Annotated in this window: 16 protein-coding genes; 4 read left to right on the top strand and 12 right to left on the bottom strand. The window is 58.3% G+C overall.

All coding sequences use genetic code 11. The annotated features are described in order from the left end of the window. Positions 1–29: 29 nt before the first annotated feature. Positions 30–1388: a glutamine synthetase family protein gene (locus tag QMK58_RS28375; protein WP_053163625.1), complete on the bottom strand. Its 1359-nt coding sequence runs from the start codon at positions 1386–1388 to the stop codon at positions 30–32. A 669-nt stretch (positions 1389–2057) separates the two neighbouring features. On the opposite strand from QMK58_RS28375, the gene QMK58_RS28380 reads away from it, so the two are divergent. The 3 genes from QMK58_RS28380 (at position 2058) to QMK58_RS28390 (ending at position 5125) form a co-directional block, all read left to right on the top strand. Further along, positions 2058–3434, top strand: a complete 1377-nt coding sequence (locus QMK58_RS28380) for a glutamine synthetase family protein (protein WP_053163627.1) — start codon at positions 2058–2060, stop codon at positions 3432–3434. Positions 3435–3644: 210 nt separating this feature from the next. Continuing rightward, on the top strand, positions 3645–4397 hold the full coding sequence (locus QMK58_RS28385; RefSeq protein ID WP_053163630.1) for a carbonic anhydrase: 753 nt from the start codon (positions 3645–3647) through the stop codon (positions 4395–4397). Positions 4398–4486: 89 nt separating this feature from the next. After that, a complete protein-coding gene (locus tag QMK58_RS28390; protein WP_053163633.1) occupies positions 4487–5125 on the top strand; it encodes a TetR/AcrR family transcriptional regulator in 639 nt (212 codons plus the stop codon). 4 nt (positions 5126–5129) lie between these two features. On the opposite strand, the gene QMK58_RS28395 is transcribed toward QMK58_RS28390, so the two are convergent. The 10 genes from QMK58_RS28395 to QMK58_RS28440 form a co-directional block, all read right to left on the bottom strand. Further along, positions 5130–5747 carry an LpxA family transferase gene (locus QMK58_RS28395; RefSeq protein ID WP_218187265.1) on the bottom strand — a complete coding sequence of 206 codons (618 nt, stop codon included), beginning with the start codon at positions 5745–5747 and terminating at the stop codon, positions 5130–5132. A 114-nt stretch (positions 5748–5861) separates the two neighbouring features. Next, entirely contained in the window at positions 5862–6077 is a 216-nt protein-coding gene (locus QMK58_RS28400) for a TOBE domain-containing protein (RefSeq protein WP_007967989.1), read from the bottom strand. Between the two features lie 33 nt (positions 6078–6110). Further along, entirely contained in the window at positions 6111–6917 is an 807-nt protein-coding gene (ssuB, locus tag QMK58_RS28405) for an aliphatic sulfonates ABC transporter ATP-binding protein (RefSeq protein WP_320395712.1), read from the bottom strand. Beyond that, the gene (ssuC, locus tag QMK58_RS28410; RefSeq protein WP_053163645.1) at positions 6914–7696 is read right to left on the bottom strand and encodes an aliphatic sulfonate ABC transporter permease SsuC; all 783 of its coding nucleotides are present in this window, start codon (positions 7694–7696) and stop codon (positions 6914–6916) included. The genes ssuB and ssuC overlap by 4 nt, the downstream gene beginning before the upstream one ends. A gap of 8 nt (positions 7697–7704) precedes the next feature. Continuing rightward, positions 7705–8853: an FMNH2-dependent alkanesulfonate monooxygenase gene (gene ssuD / locus QMK58_RS28415; RefSeq protein ID WP_053163648.1), complete on the bottom strand. Its 1149-nt coding sequence runs from the start codon at positions 8851–8853 to the stop codon at positions 7705–7707. Positions 8854–8877: 24 nt separating this feature from the next. Beyond that, on the bottom strand, positions 8878–9858 hold the full coding sequence (locus tag QMK58_RS28420; RefSeq protein ID WP_053163651.1) for a sulfonate ABC transporter substrate-binding protein: 981 nt from the start codon (positions 9856–9858) through the stop codon (positions 8878–8880). Between the two features lie 92 nt (positions 9859–9950). After that, positions 9951–10544 (bottom strand): NADPH-dependent FMN reductase, encoded by a 594-nt coding sequence (ssuE, locus tag QMK58_RS28425; protein ID WP_053163653.1) that lies wholly within the window; start codon positions 10542–10544, stop codon positions 9951–9953. 297 nt (positions 10545–10841) lie between these two features. Further along, entirely contained in the window at positions 10842–11480 is a 639-nt protein-coding gene (locus tag QMK58_RS28430; protein WP_053163656.1) for a peroxiredoxin, read from the bottom strand. A 294-nt stretch (positions 11481–11774) separates the two neighbouring features. Further along, positions 11775–13121 (bottom strand): OprD family porin, encoded by a 1347-nt coding sequence (locus QMK58_RS28435; protein WP_053163660.1) that lies wholly within the window; start codon positions 13119–13121, stop codon positions 11775–11777. A 410-nt stretch (positions 13122–13531) separates the two neighbouring features. Beyond that, on the bottom strand, positions 13532–14860 hold the full coding sequence (locus QMK58_RS28440) for an OprD family porin (RefSeq protein WP_053163663.1): 1329 nt from the start codon (positions 14858–14860) through the stop codon (positions 13532–13534). Between the two features lie 363 nt (positions 14861–15223). Between QMK58_RS28440 and tauA the strand changes: the two genes are divergently transcribed. Next, a complete protein-coding gene (gene tauA / locus QMK58_RS28445; protein WP_053163665.1) occupies positions 15224–16213 on the top strand; it encodes a taurine ABC transporter substrate-binding protein in 990 nt (329 codons plus the stop codon). A gap of 98 nt (positions 16214–16311) precedes the next feature. On the opposite strand, the gene argA is transcribed toward tauA, so the two are convergent. Beyond that, positions 16312–17610: an amino-acid N-acetyltransferase gene (argA, locus tag QMK58_RS28450; protein WP_053163667.1), complete on the bottom strand. Its 1299-nt coding sequence runs from the start codon at positions 17608–17610 to the stop codon at positions 16312–16314. Positions 17611–17755 lie beyond the last annotated feature (145 nt).

Raw genomic sequence — 17755 nt, forward strand, 5'->3', positions numbered from 1 at the left:
GCCGCCCGAAAACGACGGCGCCCGGCGTATCAGACGGCAAAGAGCAGGAATTCCCTTTCCCACGAACTGATGACGCGCTTGAAGTTTTCATGCTCGGCCCGCTTGACCGCGACGTAGCCAGTGATGAAATTTTTGCCCAGATAACGCTCGATGGTCGCGCTGTTTTCCATGCGTTCCAGCGCATCTTCGATGGTCAGTGGCAGGCGCAGGTTGCGGCGTTCATAGCCACGCCCCACCACCGGCGCACTCGGGTTCAGGCCTTCGACCATGCCGATGTAGCCGCAGAGCAGGCTCGCGGCAATTGCCAGGTAAGGGTTGGCGTCGGCGCCCGGCAGGCGGTTTTCCACCCGACGGTTCTGTGGTCCGGCATCCGGAACCCGCAGGCCCACGGTGCGGTTCTCTTCGCCCCACTCCACGTTCACCGGTGCCGAGGTGTCCGGCAGGAAGCGGCGGAACGAGTTGACGTTGGGCGCGAACAGCGGCAACAGCTCGGGGATGAGTTTCTGCAAGCCGCCAATGTGGTGCAGGAACAGCTGGCTCATGGTCCCGTCTTCATTGGAGAAGATGTTCTTGCCGGTCTCCATGTCGATGATGCTCTGGTGCAAGTGCATTGCACTGCCCGGCTCGCCGGTCATCGGCTTGGCCATGAAGGTCGCGGCCACGTCGTGCTTGAGCGCGGCTTCGCGCATGGTGCGCTTGAACACCAGGATCTGGTCGGCCAGGGACAGGGCATCGCCGTGACGGAAGTTGATTTCCATCTGCGCCGTGCCGTCCTCGTGGATCAATGTGTCGAGATCCAGCTCCTGCAATTCGCACCAGTCGTAGACGTCTTCAAACAGTGGATCGAATTCGTTCGCCGCTTCGATGGAAAACGACTGGCGACCGGTCTCCGGACGACCGGAGCGACCGATCGGCGGCTGCAACGGGTAATCCGGGTCGTCGCTGCGCTTGGTCAGGTAGAACTCCATTTCCGGCGCCACAATCGGCTGCCAGCCCTTGTCGGTATAGAGTTTCAGAACCTTCTTGAGCACGTTGCGCGGCGACAGCTCGATCGGGTTGCCTTGTTTGTCGTAGGTGTCGTGGATAACGATGGCGGTCGGCTCGATGGCCCAAGGCACCACGTACACCGCGCTCTGGTCTGGACGGCAGATCATGTCGATGTCGGCCGGATCGAGCAGTTCGTAATAGATGTCGTCTTCGACGTAATCGCCGGTCACGGTCTGCAGCAGAACGCTTTCTGGCAGGCGCATGCCTTTTTCGGCGATGAATTTGTTGGTCGGCGAAATCTTGCCCCGGGTAATCCCGGTCAAGTCGGCGATCATGCATTCGACTTCTGTGATCTTGTGGTCTTTCAACCAATCGGTGAGCTGGTCGAGGTTGTTACTCATAAATGCCTCTAGGCTTTGAGTTCCCTGACTCTTGCATGAGTCAGGCGATAGTTGACGCATCGGCGTCGCGTTGGAATGCAAGTCTGCGGCAGGCGCCCGTGCTTGTGGGCACTTGCGTCGAAGCCAGGCGTGCAGAATCGCGAGCGGTATCCTGCACGATGGTTGAGCCACTATTGTGAATCGGTTCTATATTGAATGGAGTAACCGTAATGGGGGTGCCATTGCGACCGTCCAGAATATCGGACGGGGACGGTCGAACCGTCAAGGACGAGAGAATCATCCGAGCTGCTGAGCCCATGGCGCGGACGAACCTGTCACCACTGATGTGGTAAACATGTCGACCGACCTGTCTTGAGCAGTCGGTGACGCCGATTAACGGCAGGCGAGACATGAAGCACCCCGGTATTATTGCTGTTATGGGTTTGATTCGAGCTTAGCCTTGTTCATTTTTTTACACAACACCCCCGTAAAAAATACAACACGGTCCGCTCAAGCCCGCGGTAGCCAACACGCCAAAGGGTATAAAAACGCCCCAAAGTGCCTCAAAAAAGCCATGCGAGCGCTTTTTTAGGGCAAAAAAGGCCTCGCTTGACTTCGGCATGCCGTTCGGGTTGACTGAAACCAGAAAAGATCAATGATTGATATTTTTAACAACAAAGGTGTTGCATCATGTCGGTACCCCCGCGTGCCGTTCAGCTTAACGAAGCGAACGCGTTCCTTAAGGAACATCCTGAGGTTCTGTACGTTGACCTTCTGATTGCGGATATGAATGGTGTGGTGCGCGGCAAGCGCATTGAACGCACCAGCCTCCACAAGGTTTACGAGAAAGGCATCAACCTGCCGGCCTCCCTATTTGCTCTGGACATCAACGGTTCGACGGTGGAAAGCACCGGCCTGGGCCTGGATATCGGTGATGCTGACCGAATCTGTTATCCAATTCCCGATACCCTGTGCAACGAGCCATGGCAGAAGCGTCCGACCGCGCAACTGTTGATGACCATGCACGAACTCGAAGGCGAACCTTTCTTCGCCGACCCGCGCGAAGTGCTGGCCAACGTGGTGCGCAAGTTCGACGAAATGGGCCTGACCATCTGCGCCGCGTTCGAACTGGAGTTCTACCTGATTGACCAGGAGAACGTGAACGGTCGACCGCAACCACCTCGTTCTCCGGTGTCCGGCAAACGTCCCCACTCGACACAGGTCTACCTGATCGACGACCTCGACGAATACGTGGACTGCCTCCAGGACATTCTGGAAGGTGCAAAAGAACAAGGCATTCCGGCCGACGCCATCGTCAAGGAAAGTGCCCCGGCGCAGTTCGAAGTGAACCTGCACCACGTGGCCGACCCGATCAAGGCCTGCGACTATGCAGTCCTGCTCAAGCGCCTGATCAAGAACATCGCCTACGACCATGAAATGGACACCACCTTCATGGCCAAACCTTACCCGGGTCAGGCGGGCAATGGTTTGCATGTCCATATTTCGATTCTCGACAAAGACGGCAAAAACATTTTTGCCAGTGAGGATCCCGAGCAGAACGCCGCACTGCGTCACGCGATCGGCGGTGTGCTCGAGACCCTACCGGCGCAGATGGCTTTCCTCTGCCCGAACGTCAACTCGTATCGCCGTTTCGGCGCACAGTTCTACGTGCCGAACTCGCCGTGCTGGGGCCTGGACAACCGTACCGTAGCGATTCGCGTACCGACCGGCTCTGCCGATGCCGTGCGCATCGAGCACCGCGTTGCCGGTGCCGACGCCAACCCATACCTGCTGATGGCTTCGGTTCTGGCCGGTGTGCATCACGGTCTGACCAACAAGATCGAGCCGGGGGCTCCGGTTGAAGGCAACAGCTACGAGCAGAACGAGCAGAGCCTGCCGAACAACCTGCGCGATGCACTGCGCGAACTGGACGACAGCGAAGTCATGGCCAAGTATATCGATCCGAAATACATCGATATCTTCGTCGCGTGCAAAGAGAGCGAGCTGGAGGAGTTCGAACATTCCATCTCCGACCTCGAGTACAACTGGTACCTGCATACCGTGTAAGCGGTTGCTGTTGTAAAAAAACGCCGCCGGCCTCAAAGCTGCGGCGTTTTTTTTTGGACTCATTGCGGGCCGGATGATGTCTGGCACTTTCCGGGATAACTCCTACACAACCCTCAGACAGTGATTACATCGATTGCCTTCGCGCAAGTTCAGACTTCAGGGTCCCGGGTTTTGATCCGGCCACCTCTGCGAGTGTTGAGTTTTGCATCGATGATTAAGATTCTATTGAGTACAGCCATTACCTTGATCGCCGCTGGTTTTTGCACCACTGCCTGGGCCAAAGCCGCCGATACCGCCCCGTGGCGTTACGCCGGCCCCTCTGGCCCGGAAAACTGGGGCGAACTGAAAAGCGAATATGGCCTTTGCAAATCCGGGAAAGAACAGTCACCGATCGACATTCAAAACGCGATGAAGTACCCCTTCGAACCAGTGTCCTTCTCCTATCACCCAAACAAGGTCAGCGTACTGAACAACGGCCATACGATTCAGGTATCTGCACCCGATTCAGGTAGTGTCTCGCTGCCCACCGGAGCATTCTCTCTGGTGCAAATACACTTTCATGCACCTGCCGAAGAAAAGATCGAGGGCCGCACTTATCCATTGGGCGCGCATCTGGTTCACCGTAATGACGCAGGCGAACTCGCGATTGTTGCCCTGATGTTTGAAGAGGGCGCACACAACACGGCACTGGAGCCGATCTTCGCCGCCATGCCCAGGAAAGCAGGTGGCAGGGCCACCCTGGGCAGCGCGAACATTGCCGACTTGTTACCTGTGAACCACAACGCCTATGCCTTTATGGGTTCGCTTACAAAGCCCCCCTGTACTGAGGGTGTGCGATGGAACGTGCTGACGACTGCGGTGCAATTGTCCCCGGCACAGTTGGAGGCTTTTCGAGCGATATACCCAATGAATGCTCGCCCGGTCCAACCCTTGAACAGTCGTAGCGTGGTGGTCGGTCACTGAGTCAGTGGACGACCAGCCCAGGCGGCGAGTCAATACAGACAATAGGCGAGTCGACTCGTACAATGCCTGCTGCCCCGCAGGAGACCTCAATGACACGCGTAGCCGCACCTCGCAAACCCCGCGCACGCAGCCAGGCCCGGATCGATTCGATACTCGATGCCGCCCGCACGCTGCTGGCCACCGAGGGCGTGGCCAGTCTGTCGATCTACAGCGTCGCCGAGCGCGCGCAGATCCCGCCCTCCTCCGTCTACCACTTTTTCGCCAGCGTCCCGGCCCTGCTTGAAGCGCTGACCGCCGACGTGCACGCGGCATTCCGTGCCTGTCTGCAAGCGCCCATCGACCACGACGCGTTGAGGAGTTGGCGTGACCTGTCGCGGTTGGTGGAACAGCGCATGCTGGCGATCTACAGCGAGGACGCCGCCGCCCGCCAACTCATTCTGGCGCAGCACGGCCTGACCGAAGTCACCCAGGCCGACCGCCAGCACGACATCGAACTGGGCGACCTGATGCACAAGCTTTTCGACCACCACTTCGAATTGCCTAAGCTTCCGATGGATGTGGACGTGTTTGCCCTGGCCATGGAACTGGGCGACCGCGTCTATGCACGCTCGGTGCAACAACACGGGCAGATTACACCGCGCATGGCCGAGGAAGCGATGCGCGTGTTTGATGCCTATATCGGGTTGTACCTGCCGCCGTTCCTGCCCAAGCGTAGCCTCGGCGACTGATGTTTCAAACCTCTTCGCAATCGTAGAGCGCCAGGCGCCTGATCACTGTTCCCGGTCGCAACAATCCACCCGGTGCGACCACCGCGTTGGCACCGAGTCGCGCGCCGTCGCCCAGCAGCGCACCGAACTTTTCGCACCCGGTCGACACCAGTCCATCAACGATCCGCACATTCACGGTTTTGTCCGCACGCTCGTTACGATAGTTGGCAATGAGGCTGCCCGCCTCCAGATTGACCCCGGCGCCCAGCACCGAATCACCGACAAAATTGAAGTGAGCGAGTTTGCTGCCGGCAAACATGAAAGATGATTTGAGTTCCGCACCGGGGCCGATGATGCAGTGCTCATCCAGCCAACACCCGCCACGCAAGTAAGCACCGGCGGCGATGAAACAGCCAGGGCCGATAATCAACGGCCCCTTGAGGATCGCACCCTCTTCGACCTGCGCCGTGCGGTGCACGGCAACATCGCCCGACACCTGGTAATGCTCATCCGGCAACTGCCGTAGCAGCTCACGCACGCGCTCGGGTGCATCGCTCACCAGCTCCCAGGGCGTTGAGTCTGCCCACGGGGCCAGCGCTGACTGGATCGCACCATGAATGTAATCCGAAATCCTGACTGTCACCTTGATCTCCTTTGCGCCGCAAAAAATTCACGTCGGACTCTACCACCGTCAGCGCAGGCAATAAAAAACCCCGAAGGGCTCAAACCCTCCGGGGTTGTGGTTTACGCACACGGCTTACAACTTGGCGATCGACACCTCGGTGGATTTCACGAATGCGATCACTTCACTGCCGACGGCCAGTTCCAGCTCCTTGACCGAACGCGTGGTGATCACCGAAGTGACAATACCGGAAGCAGTCTGTACGTCGATTTCCGACAGCACGTCGCCGAGGACGATTTCCTTGATGGAGCCTTTGAACTGGTTGCGAACGTTGATGGCTTTGATAGTCATGATGGTGATTCCTGTCGTTGGATAAGGCTTGAGTTATTGAGCCCAGCGCAACTGCGTGGGCAAGGGTGAAACAGGTTCCGGTTCCGGCGGCTGGCCGGGCAGCGCCAATACGCGATTGAGTACTTCGGTTTCCAGCGCCGCGAGCCGATGGGAGCCGCGCACCCGAGGTCGCGGCAATTCCACGTGCAGATCGAGGCCGACTTCGCCGTCTTCGATCAGGATCACCCGATCGGCAATTGCCACCGCTTCGCTGACATCGTGAGTCACCAGCAATACGGTGAAGCCGTGTTGCTGCCAAAGCCGTTCAATCAGTTGTTGCATCTCGATCCGGGTCAAGGCATCCAGTGCGCCCAACGGCTCGTCCAGCAACAGCAAGCGCGGCTGATGAATCAGAGCGCGAGCCAATGCCACGCGTTGTTTCTGTCCGCCCGACAGCGCTGCCGGCCACTCGTTGGCACGATCGGCCAAACCCACCGCTTCCAGCGCTTCCAAGGCCTTTGGACGCCAGTTGCCCTTGAGGCCGAGACCGACGTTGTCGATAATCTTTTTCCACGGCAGCAAACGCGCTTCCTGGAACATCAGCCGCGTGTCTTCCCGGGCTTCACTGAGTGGCGCGGCACCCGCAAGCAAATCACCGCCCGTGGGTTGATCGAGCCCGGCGAGCAAGCGCAGCAAAGTACTTTTGCCACAACCACTACGCCCCACCACGGCGACAAACTGGCCCGCCGGAATGTGCAGGTCGATCTCGCGCAGCACCTGTCGCGCACCAAAGGTTTTTTGCAGTTTGCGCACTGCCAGCGGAATCCCGCGCAGCAGTCGCGGAGGCTGTTGAGCCGTCATGCCGCACCTCCCTTGGCAACCTGATAGGCCGGATGCCAGCGCAGCCAGACACGCTCAAGTCCGCGAGCTGCGAGGTCGGCCAATTTGCCGAGCACCGCGTACAACAGAATCGCCAGGACCACCACGTCGGTCTGCAAGAACTCCCGGGCATTCATCGCCAGATAGCCAATGCCGGAACTGGCGGAAATGGTTTCCGCGACGATCAACGTCAGCCACATGAAGCCCAGGGCGAAACGCACGCCCACCAGAATCGAAGGCAGCGCACCCGGCAGAATCACCTGCCGGAACAGGCTGAAACCGGACAGGCCATAACTGCGCGCCATCTCCACCAGCGCCGGATCGACGTTGCGGATGCCGTGATACGTGTTGAGGTAAATCGGGAACAACGTGCCCAACGCCACCAGGAAAATCTTCGCCGACTCGTCGATGCCGAACCACAGGATCACCAGCGGAATCAGCGCCAGGTGCGGCACGTTGCGGATCATTTGCACCGAGCTGTCGAGCAGGCGCTCACCCCACTTCGACAGGCCGGTGATGAATCCCAGCGCCAGGCCGATACCGCCACCAATGGTGAAACCCAAGGCCGCACGCCAGCCACTGATGGCCAGGTGCGTCCAGATTTCGCCACTGCTGACCAGATTGACACCGGCTTCTATCACGGCGCTGGGCGCCGGCAGAATCCGTGTCGACAACCAGCCGGCCGACACCGACAACTGCCACACCGCCAGCAGCAACACCGGCAACGCCCAGGGCGCGAGACTGTGGATGAACTTCTTCATGGCGCGCCTCAGCTCTGGGACGCGGCTTTGGGAAGAATGTCGTTGGCGACCATCTCGCCGAACGGGCTGACATAACCGGCACTTTTCGGCAACTCGGGACGCTCGACATCGAGGTGCGGGAACAGCAATTCCGCCACTCGGTACGACTCTTCCAGGTGTGGATAACCGGAGAAAATGAAGGTGTCGATGCCCAGGTCTGCGTACTCCTTCACCCGTGCTGCCACGGTCGGACCGTCGCCCACCAGCGCCGTACCGGCACCACCGCGCACCAGGCCGACACCGGCCCACAGGTTAGGGCTGACTTCGAGGTTGTCGCGGTTTCCGCCATGCAGCGCAGCCATGCGTTGCTGGCCGACCGAATCGAAACGCGCCAGCGATGCCTGGGCACGGGCGATGGTCTCGTTGTCCAGATGCGAGATCAATTTGTCCGCCGCTTGCCAGGCTTCGGCGTTGGTCTCACGCACGATTACATGCAGACGAATACCGAACCGCACGGTACGACCAAGCTTCGCGGCCTTGGCACGGACCTGTTCAATTTTCTCCGCGACAGCGGCCGGTGGCTCGCCCCAGGTCAGGACCATTTCCACTTGCTCGGCGGCCAGGTCTTGCGCCGCTTCCGAGGAACCGCCGAAGTACAAAGGCGGTCGCGGTTGCTGGATCGGCGGATAGAGCAATTTCGCGCCCTTCACGCTGATGTGCTGGCCGTCGTAATCGACGGTTTCGCCTTCCAGCACGCGGCGCCAGATGCGGGTGAATTCGACCGAAGCCTGATAACGCTCTTCGTGGCTGAGAAACAGACCATCGCCGGCCAACTCTTCCGGGTCACCACCGGTGACCAGATTGAACAACGCACGCCCACCGGACAGACGATCCAGGGTCGCCGCCTGCCGCGCTGCCACCGTAGGGGAAATGATCCCGGGGCGCAGGGCGACCAGAAACTTCAGACGCTGGGTCACCGGAATCAGCGACGCCGCCACCAGCCACGAGTCTTCGCAGGAGCGACCGGTGGGAATCAGCACACCGCCGAAGCCCAGGCGATCTGCCGCTTGCGCGACCTGTTGCAGATAACCGTGGTCAACGGCGCGAGCGCCTTCAGCGGTGCCAAGGTAATGGCCGTCGCCGTGGGTAGGCAGGAACCAGAAGATATTGAGGCTCATGGAGTGGTCTCCTTTGGATTCGAATTATTGGGCTTTGGTTACTGAGCTTTGGGCAACGGCTGCCGGCGGCGTCCAGATCACGTCTTTGATGCTTAAAGGCTTGGGAATCAACTTGAGCTGATAGAAGCTGTCGGCGATTTTCTGCTGCGCGGCGACCACTTCAGGCGTGAGGAACAGCGCGCCGTAGCCTTGGCGCTTCACCGAGGTCAGGGTGATGTCTGCTGGTAGGCCCAGCAGCGGTGAGACCTGTGCAGTCACATCCTCAGGATTGGCTTTGGACCACTCGCCCACCGCACGTACTTCTTCCACGAGGGTCTTGATCACCTCGGGATTTTTCTGCGCATAAGGTTTGGTGGCGAGATAGAACTGATGGTTGTCGACGATGCCTTGGCCATCGCGCAGAGTGCGTGCTTGCAACTGTTGTTCGGCGGCGGCCTGGTACGGGTCCCAGATCACCCAGGCGTCGACACTGCCACGCTCGAACGCGGCGCGGGCATCGGCCGGAGGCAGGAAAACAGTCTGGATGTCGGTGTATTTGAGGCCGGCATCTTCCAGCGCGCGCACCAGCAGGTAGTGCACGTTGGAGCCTTTGTTCAGGACGACTTTCTTGCCCTTGAGGTCCGCCACCGATTTGATCGCCGAGTCCTTCGGCACCAGGATCGCTTCACTGTGGGGCGCGGGCGGTTCATAGGCCACGTAGAGCAAATCAGCACCCGCTGCCTGGGCAAATACGGGCGGTGTTTCGCCGGTCACGCCGAAATCGATGGAGCCGACGTTCAGGCCCTCGAGCAGTTGTGGGCCACCGGGGAATTCAGTCCATTGCACATCCACGCCTTGTGCGGCGAGGCGTTTTTCCAAAGTGCCTTTGGCTTTGAGCAGCACCAGGGTGCCGTATTTCTGATAGCCGATTCGAAGAGTTTCAGCTTGAGCTTGAGTAATGGCGCCGAAGGTGACAGCCGCAGCAAACAGAGCGACCAGACCACGACGCAAAATGACAGGGCGCATGGCGCTCTCCTTTTTGCAGTTGGGTTTTGGCTGCACCTGCTTGCCCGTTAGCGGGCGAGTAAGGCCAGTACATCAATGTTTTTCGGTGAGACTCAAATGCTCCAGCGAGCATTCAACAAACGATCGTTCAACAGGCTCGGATCGAGCGGCTTGGGCCGTCGCGCCATGGCGCTGAAAAACAGCTCCAGTGATTCACTCAGTCGTTGTTCCAGCTCCGGTGCCAACTGCGCCAGCGCACTGCCTTCGCCGTAGGCAATCTGGCTGTCGACAGCGAAAATCCCTTGCAGCAATTCCTGGGCTTTCAAGGCCGACAACACCGGCTTGAGCGCGTAATCCACCGCCAGCATGTGGGCGATGCTGCCGCCCGTGGCCATTGGCAAAACCACTTTGTGACTCAGGGCTCGTTCGGGCAGCAGGTCCAGCACGACTTTCAGTGCGCCGGAAAACGATGCCTTGTAAACCGGTGTCGCAATCAGCAGGCCATCGGCGTTTTCAATCTGTTGCAACAGGTCGATCACCTTGGGGCTGTCGAAGCGTGCGTGTAGCAAGTCCTCGGCCGGGAAGTCCCGTACCTGATAACTCACCACCTCTACACCCTGCGCTTGTAACCATTGCCGGGAGCGATCCAGCAGCACCCCGGAACGGGAGCGCTGGCTGGGACTGCCACCGAGTGAGACAACCAACATTCAGACGATTCCTTGAACGGTGTTGGCGATTCGCAGTACGCGATCTCGCTTCGATAGAGTGACCTTAACAGGTGATTTATATATCTATAAATCATATTTATTCATTTGGTTATGCATTATAGAAATATGAAAGCCGTTTTCTTCCGGGCAAAAAAACAGGCCGTCGAAACGACCTGAAAGCCCCTGCTGAGAGAATGAAGGTACCCATAACCCGCAGGAGCTGGCTGCCGGCGATAGCGGTGTGCCTGAATCACCGCGTCGCCTGGTTCGCCGGCAAGCCAGCTCCTACAAAAGCAATTAGCGGTTGGGCTGCGGCGTCAGGCGCAGGTAAGGTTTGACCGCCCGATAACCCTTGGGAAAGCGCTGCTTGATTTCATCCTCATCCTTGAGCGACGGCACGATCACCACCTCATCACCGTCCTGCCAGTTGGCCGGGGTGGCCACCTTGTAGTTATCGGTGAGTTGCAGTGAGTCGATAACCCGCAGGATTTCATTGAAGTTGCGACCGGTGCTCGCCGGGTAGGTAATCGTCAGCCGGACCTTTTTCTTCGGGTCGATCACGAACAGACTGCGCACGGTCAGGGTGTCGTTGGCGTTAGGGTGGATCAGGTCGTAGAGGTCCGAGACCTTGCGGTCTGCGTCGTCGAGGATCGGGAAATTGACTACCGTGCTCTGGGTCTCGTTGATGTCTTCGATCCACTTGTGATGCGACTCCACTGAATCCACGGACAAGGCAATGGCCTTGACGCCACGCTGGGCGAATTCATCCTTGAGCCTGGCAGTGAGACCCAACTCAGTTGTGCACACGGGCGTGAAATCCGCCGGATGGGAAAACAGCACGCCCCAGCTATCGCCCAGCCATTGATGGAAACGGATGGTGCCAGCGCTGGAATTCTGTTCGAAGTCGGGTGCGATGTCGCCGAGTCTGAGGCTCATGATGCTGCTCCTTGTGAGTGCTTGATGAACTCAACTGTGCCTGCATTTTTTATCTATTAAAAAGAATAAATATCGATTTATTTAGATCATAAATGAATATTAAAATTCTGTTCACTGGACCTCGATGCGCATCGCGCCCACCATCGTCGGCAAGGTTCGAGAAGGCCTTGAGTTGCTGCGAAAGAGGGAAAGTTCAAGGCGGGGTTACGGGGGTGAGCCCGCCTTGAAAACACAGAAACCCCGCTCGGCGCGATGCCGGGCGGGGCTTTTTTTGTCTCGGTTATGCGAGCGCTATTACAGCAGCGGGAGCGAGTAGCTGAGGATCAGGCGGTTTTCGTCCTGCGAACGGGTGTTCGGCAGGTCGGTGCGCCAGGTAGCGTTTTTCCACGCCAGACCCAGGTTCTTCAACGGGCCTTCCTGAACGACGTAGGCAACGCTCAGATCGCGTTCCCACTCGGAAGCACCGTTGGCTGCCTCGGCACCGCGAAGGTTCACGGTGTCGATGTTGTCGCCACGCAGGTAGACCAGACCCGCAGTCAGACCAGGGACGCCGACCTTGGCGAAGTCATACGCATAGCGTGCCTGCCAGGTGCGCTCGCCGGCACGGCCGAACTTCTGGATCTGCATATCGGTAATGGTGTAGTTCGACGAACCGTCACCCTGGTTCAGCCAAGGGAAGTCACTGCTGCCGTTGCTGACCTGATAACCGCCACCGAAGGTGTGACCGGCAACGGAGTACAGGAACAGGCCGCTGTACAGGTTGTTGTCGACTTTGCCTTTTCCGTTTGGCGCATTGTAATTGCCAGTGGTGTAGTACAGGGGATCGTGACCGTTGGCACCATCATCAGAGCTGTTGAAGTAACGCAGATCCGATTTCAAGACGCCCGGGCCGATAGCCCAGTTATGTACCAGCCCCAGGAAGTGTTGCTTGTAGAAGTCTTCCAGATTGCCGAAGTAGTACTGGGCAGTCAGGTCCTTGGTGAGCTTGTAGTCACCGCCGGCATAGATGAACTTGTTGCTGTCGCGGCCTGTAGCGGAACGGCTGTTTGCACCAGAGATCGACAACTGTTCGTTGTTGCTCGAGTTACGACCCTTTACCTGTTCGATCTGACCGCCGATCAGCGTCAGGTCCTTGATGTCGTTCGATGTGATCTGGCCTCCCTGCCAGGTTTGCGGCAGCAAACGACCGTCGTTGGTCACGATCACCGGCAGCTTTGGCTGCAAGGTTCCCAACTTCAGCTCGGTCTGGGAAATCTTGGCCTTGGCCGTCAACCCCAGGCTGGAGAAGTCATCAACCGATTCGCCGTTGGACTTGCTTGGGAACACGGTGCCGCCGTACGAGTTGCCGCTCGCGCCGTTGGTGCCGCCGCCGGAATCGAGCTTGACGCCCAACAGGCCGATCGCATCCACACCAAATCCAACAGGGCCCTGGGTATAACCGGAGATAAAACGCAGATCGAAGCCTTGGCCCCACTCTTCGTTCTTGTTCGGGACGTTGCCGGTGCCGTCACGGTAATCGGTGTTGATGTAGAAGTTGCGCAGCCCCAATGTTGCTTTGCTGTCTTCGATAAAACCGGCGGCGCCTGCTTGCTGCGCCAAAACCCCTGTGGCCACAGCCAGGGCCAAGGTGGATTTGTTCATGTTTCGCTCCTCGTTTCTAATTCTTCTGTTTCTGGTCCCGGATCTGATGCCCGGGATCCTAAACGCGTAATTTCGCGGCAAACCGTCTAAGCCGGTCGTTTGGCGGCCGCAGGATACATTGCTATAAACCCAAAATGAATCGTTTGGTGTTTTTTAATATCTTTGTGGAATATGCCTTCCCGCGGCGGATCCGAGGTATCGGCGGCAGGCCAATTCCTGGAGGCGATCATTTGTCGAGGGATGTAGCTGCCAAATCCGAGGGTGTACAGCGACGGTCGGACGCGCTCACTGTAGGCGGGACAAATAAAAACTAAAAAGAATAAAAAATGATTAGGTTAAGCATTTATGGAATATAAAAAACAACGCAAAAAAAACCCCGCCAGTGGGCAGGGTCTTTTTCGAGCAGCTACTTACAGGAAGCTGTAGGTGTAGTTGAAGATCAGGCGAGTCTGATCCTGGTCGGCGATGTCAATCTGGCTGCCACGGTAAACACCATTACGCAGCGTTACGCCAAAACCTTTGAGCGCACCTTGCTGAATGGTGTAGTCAATACGCATGTCGCGCTCCCACTCGGACATATCGCTGCCAACACCGTTTCTGGCTTTGATGTTGTCGCCGTGCAGGTAGGCGATCGAAGTTTTCAGGCCCGGCACACCCAGTGCAGCGAAGTCATAGGAGTATTGGCCGAACGTGGTGTTCTCGCCGGCGCGGACGAAGCCGTTGATCATCGAATCGGTAAACAGGTAGAAACTGGCGCCACCGTTGGATTCGGGACGACCATTGCCATCCACTACGTTGCCCTGGTTCAGATAGACGAAACCACCATCATCGTTGACGCGCTGATGACCCAGCAGGAATGCGTTGCCACCCAGGGTGTAGGTGAACATGGCGCTCCAGGTCTTGTTATCGACCTCGCCCGGATTGCTGGCGTAACCACCGTTGTTGTTGAAAACGTAACCGATCTGGCCATTTTTGCCATCGGAGCCACTGTCAAAATAACGGATGTCCGTCTTGAAGGACTGGTTGGCATCGATCGGGAGGACGTGGATCAAGCCGAAGAAGTCCTGCTTGTAGTAGTCCTTCAGATTCGAATGGTAGTACTGCAGGGTCAGGTCTTTGGTGACCTTCCAGTCAGCGCCACCGTAATAGAACTTGTTGCTGTCCTGAGTACCGCCCGCCACGGCCAGGCCGGTGGAGTTCGAAGAGGCGCGACCCGCCGAGTGCTCCAGTTGGCCGAGGTTGAAGGTCACGTTGTCGATTTCCTTCGAGGTGATGGTGCCACCGTCAAAGGTTTGCGGCAGCAGACGGCTGTCGTTCGCGACCAGAATCGGCATGTTGGGCTGCAACGCTCCACCCAGGTGCGCTTCTGTCTTCGAGAAGCGTGCCTTGACGTTGGCAGCCGCACGGCTCCACTCGTCCACGGCCGAATGATCGGTGTCGCTTGGGAAGAAGGTGTTTGGGTCTGGGTGATGGCCTTTGCCACCGTCCAGGTGGATACCCAAAAGAGCCTGGGCGTCGATACCGAAACCGACTGGGCCCTGGGTGAACCCGGACAGATAATCGAACTTCAGGCCTTCACCGCTTTCGCGCTGATCCGCGCCGCCGTCCCGATTATCGTTGTTGAAATACATGGTGCGAGAACTGATGGAAGCCTTGCTGTCTTCGATGAAACCTGCGGCGCCTGCCTGCTGCGCCAAAACCCCTACGGCCACGGCGATAGCCAAGGTGGACTTGTTCATGGTGAAGCTCCTCTCGTTTCTAATTCTTGTATTCCTGGTTTCGGATCGATGCCCGAAATCCTAAGATGCGCGATTAGCGCCAGACCGTGACTCACAAGTCAATCGTAACCATGTGTGTCTACGACCATGGTCTAATCCCCCGATTTTTGGTCCATGCAGCGTCATGAGCTCGTCATGAACCTGAAAAGAAATAGGTGATTCTTTTCTAATACCATTTAGGCATTTAGCTCGCGGCCCACCATCGCCTTGATACAGCGTGGCCGTGCTCATAAGCTAATTCCAAATTGGTATTTATTAGCTGTTTTTTAGATCGTTTAGCGTTGACGCAAATCGGAAATAATTCCTTTACCGAAAGGCGACCCCATGACGATCAAGCGCGCACTATCCGGCTCATTTGTTACAGTTTGTGTATCGCTGGCCGTTTCTTTCTCAGCCCATGCGGCAAACCTCACCGTTGGCTATCAAACCGGCATCGATCCCAGCAAGGTGCCTCAGGCGGACGGGCTCTATGAGAAGTCCATCGGTCAGCCGATCGACTGGCGACGTTTCAACAGCGGCCCGGAAGTGGTCACGGCCATCGCTTCGGGGGACGTGCAGATCGGCAACCTGGGTTCAAGTCCGCTGGCGGCTGCCGCATCACGCAACTTGCCAATTGTCGCGTTCATCGTCTCGGCCCAGATCAATGCGGCCGAAGCGCTGGTGGTGCGCAATGGTAGCGGCATCAACAATCCGCAAGATCTGATCGGAAAGACCATTGCCACGCCGTTCGTTTCAACCTCCCACTACAGCCTGCTCGGCGCGCTGAAGCACTGGGGCCTGGATGCCTCGAAAGTCAAAGTGGTGAACCTGCAACCGGCAGAGATTGCAGCCGCCTGGAAGCGTGGCGACATTGATGGCGCGTTCGTCTGGTCGCCAGCCCTGGGAGAAATCCGCAAGACCGGCAAGACCCTGACCGACGCCGCGCAAGTGGGTCAATGGGGAGCACCGACGTTTGAGGTGTGGGTGGCGCGCAAGGATTACGCGGAGAAACACCCGGACGTCGTGGCCAAATTTGCCAAGGTCACCCTGGACTCCTTCGCCGACTATGCCGCGCATAAGGCCGACTGGACCGCCGACTCGGTGCCCGTGCAGAAAATCGCCAAATTGACCGGCGCCAATGCTGCCGATGTGCCGGAGTTGCTGGCCGGTTCTACATTCCCGGATGCCAAGGCGCAGCAAACCTCCGCGCTGCTGGAGGGCGGCACGGCCAAAGCGATTGGCGAGACGGCGAAATTCTTGAAGGAGCAAGGAAAGGTGGAGACAGTGCTGCTCGACTATTCGCCGTATGTCAGCGCGAAGTTCGTAACCGAGTAATTATTGCGGTTGCTTCGCAACCGATCGCTGGCAAGCCAGCTCCTACAGGTCGGCGCAAATCATGTAGGAGCTGGCTTGCCAGCGATGGGGCTATTCGGTCAAAGGGCTTTTTCAAAGATCTTCGAGTTACGCTGGTAGTTGTACAGCGACGCCCGTGCCGACGGCAGCCGGTCAACGCTGCTCGGCACAAATCCACGCTCGCGGAACCAGTGAGCGGTACGGGTAGTGAGGACGAACAAGGTTTTCAACCCCTGAGCCCGGGCACGAGTTTCAATACGTTCCAGCAATTCATCGCCGCGACCGCCATGGCGATACTCCGGGTTCACTGCCAGGCACGCCAGCTCGCCGGTATCCGAATCGGCGATCTGATACAGCGCCGCACAGGCGATGATCATGCCTTCACGTTCGACCACGCTGAACTGCTCGATCTCGCGCTCCAGCACCTCGCGGGAACGGCGCACCAGGATGCCCTGTTCTTCCAGCGGACTGATCAAGTCCAGCAAGCCGCCGACGTCTTCGATGGCCGCCTCACGCACCACTTCGAATTGTTCCTGTGCCACCAGCGTGCCGCCGCCGTCACGGGTGAACAGCTCGGTCAGCAGTGCACCGTTTTCGGCGTAGCTGACGATATGGCTGCGAGCCACACCACCACGGCAAGCTTCGGCAGCGGCATCCAGCAATTCGGCCTGATAGTTACTGCCAAGACGCTGCAGATGTGCCGGCACCTGCTGCGGACGCAACTCGCGCACCAGACGCCCGTTTTCGTCGATCAAACCCAGTTCAGCGCCAAACAACAGCAGCTTGTCCGCCCCCAACTCGATGGCCGCGCGCGTGGCCACGTCTTCACAGGCCAGGTTGAAAATCTCACCGGTCGGCGAGTAGCCCAACGGCGACAGCAGCACGATGGAGCGCTCGTCCAGCAGACGGTTGATGCCCTTGCGATCGACCCGGCGCACTTCGCCGGTGTGGTGGTAGTCGACGCCTTCGAGCACGCCGATCGGCCGTGCCGTCACCAGGTTGCCGCTGGCTACCCGCAGGCGCGAGCCCTGCATCGGCGACGAGGCCATGTCCATCGACAGGCGCGCTTCAATGGCGATGCGCAACTGGCCGACTGCGTCGATCACGCACTCCAGGGTTGCTGCGTCGGTGATGCGCATGCCGTGGTGGTAATGCGGAGTCAGGCCTCGGGCCGCGAGGCGCGCTTCGATTTGCGGGCGGGAACCGTGAACCAGCACCAGACGCACACCCAGGCTGTGCAACAGCACCAGGTCGTGGACGATATTGCCGAAATTCGGATGCTCAACGCCGTCGCCGGGCAGCATGACGACAAAGGTGCAATCGCGGTGGGCGTTGATGTAAGGCGAAGCGTGACGAAGCCAATTAACGTATTCGGGCATGAACCTGGGCCTGTAATAAATAGCAGCCGAAAAAAGGGCGAAACTGAAAAAAAGCACAGCGGGCTGATGGTTATCGTCGGAACAGGCTTGGCGACACGCGCGCTCTCCTCATGAATACGGGTTCGAACATCGGCAATTTATACAT

It is taken from the genome of Pseudomonas sp. P8_241 (genome assembly GCF_034008315.1).
Classification (GTDB): Bacteria; Pseudomonadota; Gammaproteobacteria; order Pseudomonadales; family Pseudomonadaceae; genus Aquipseudomonas.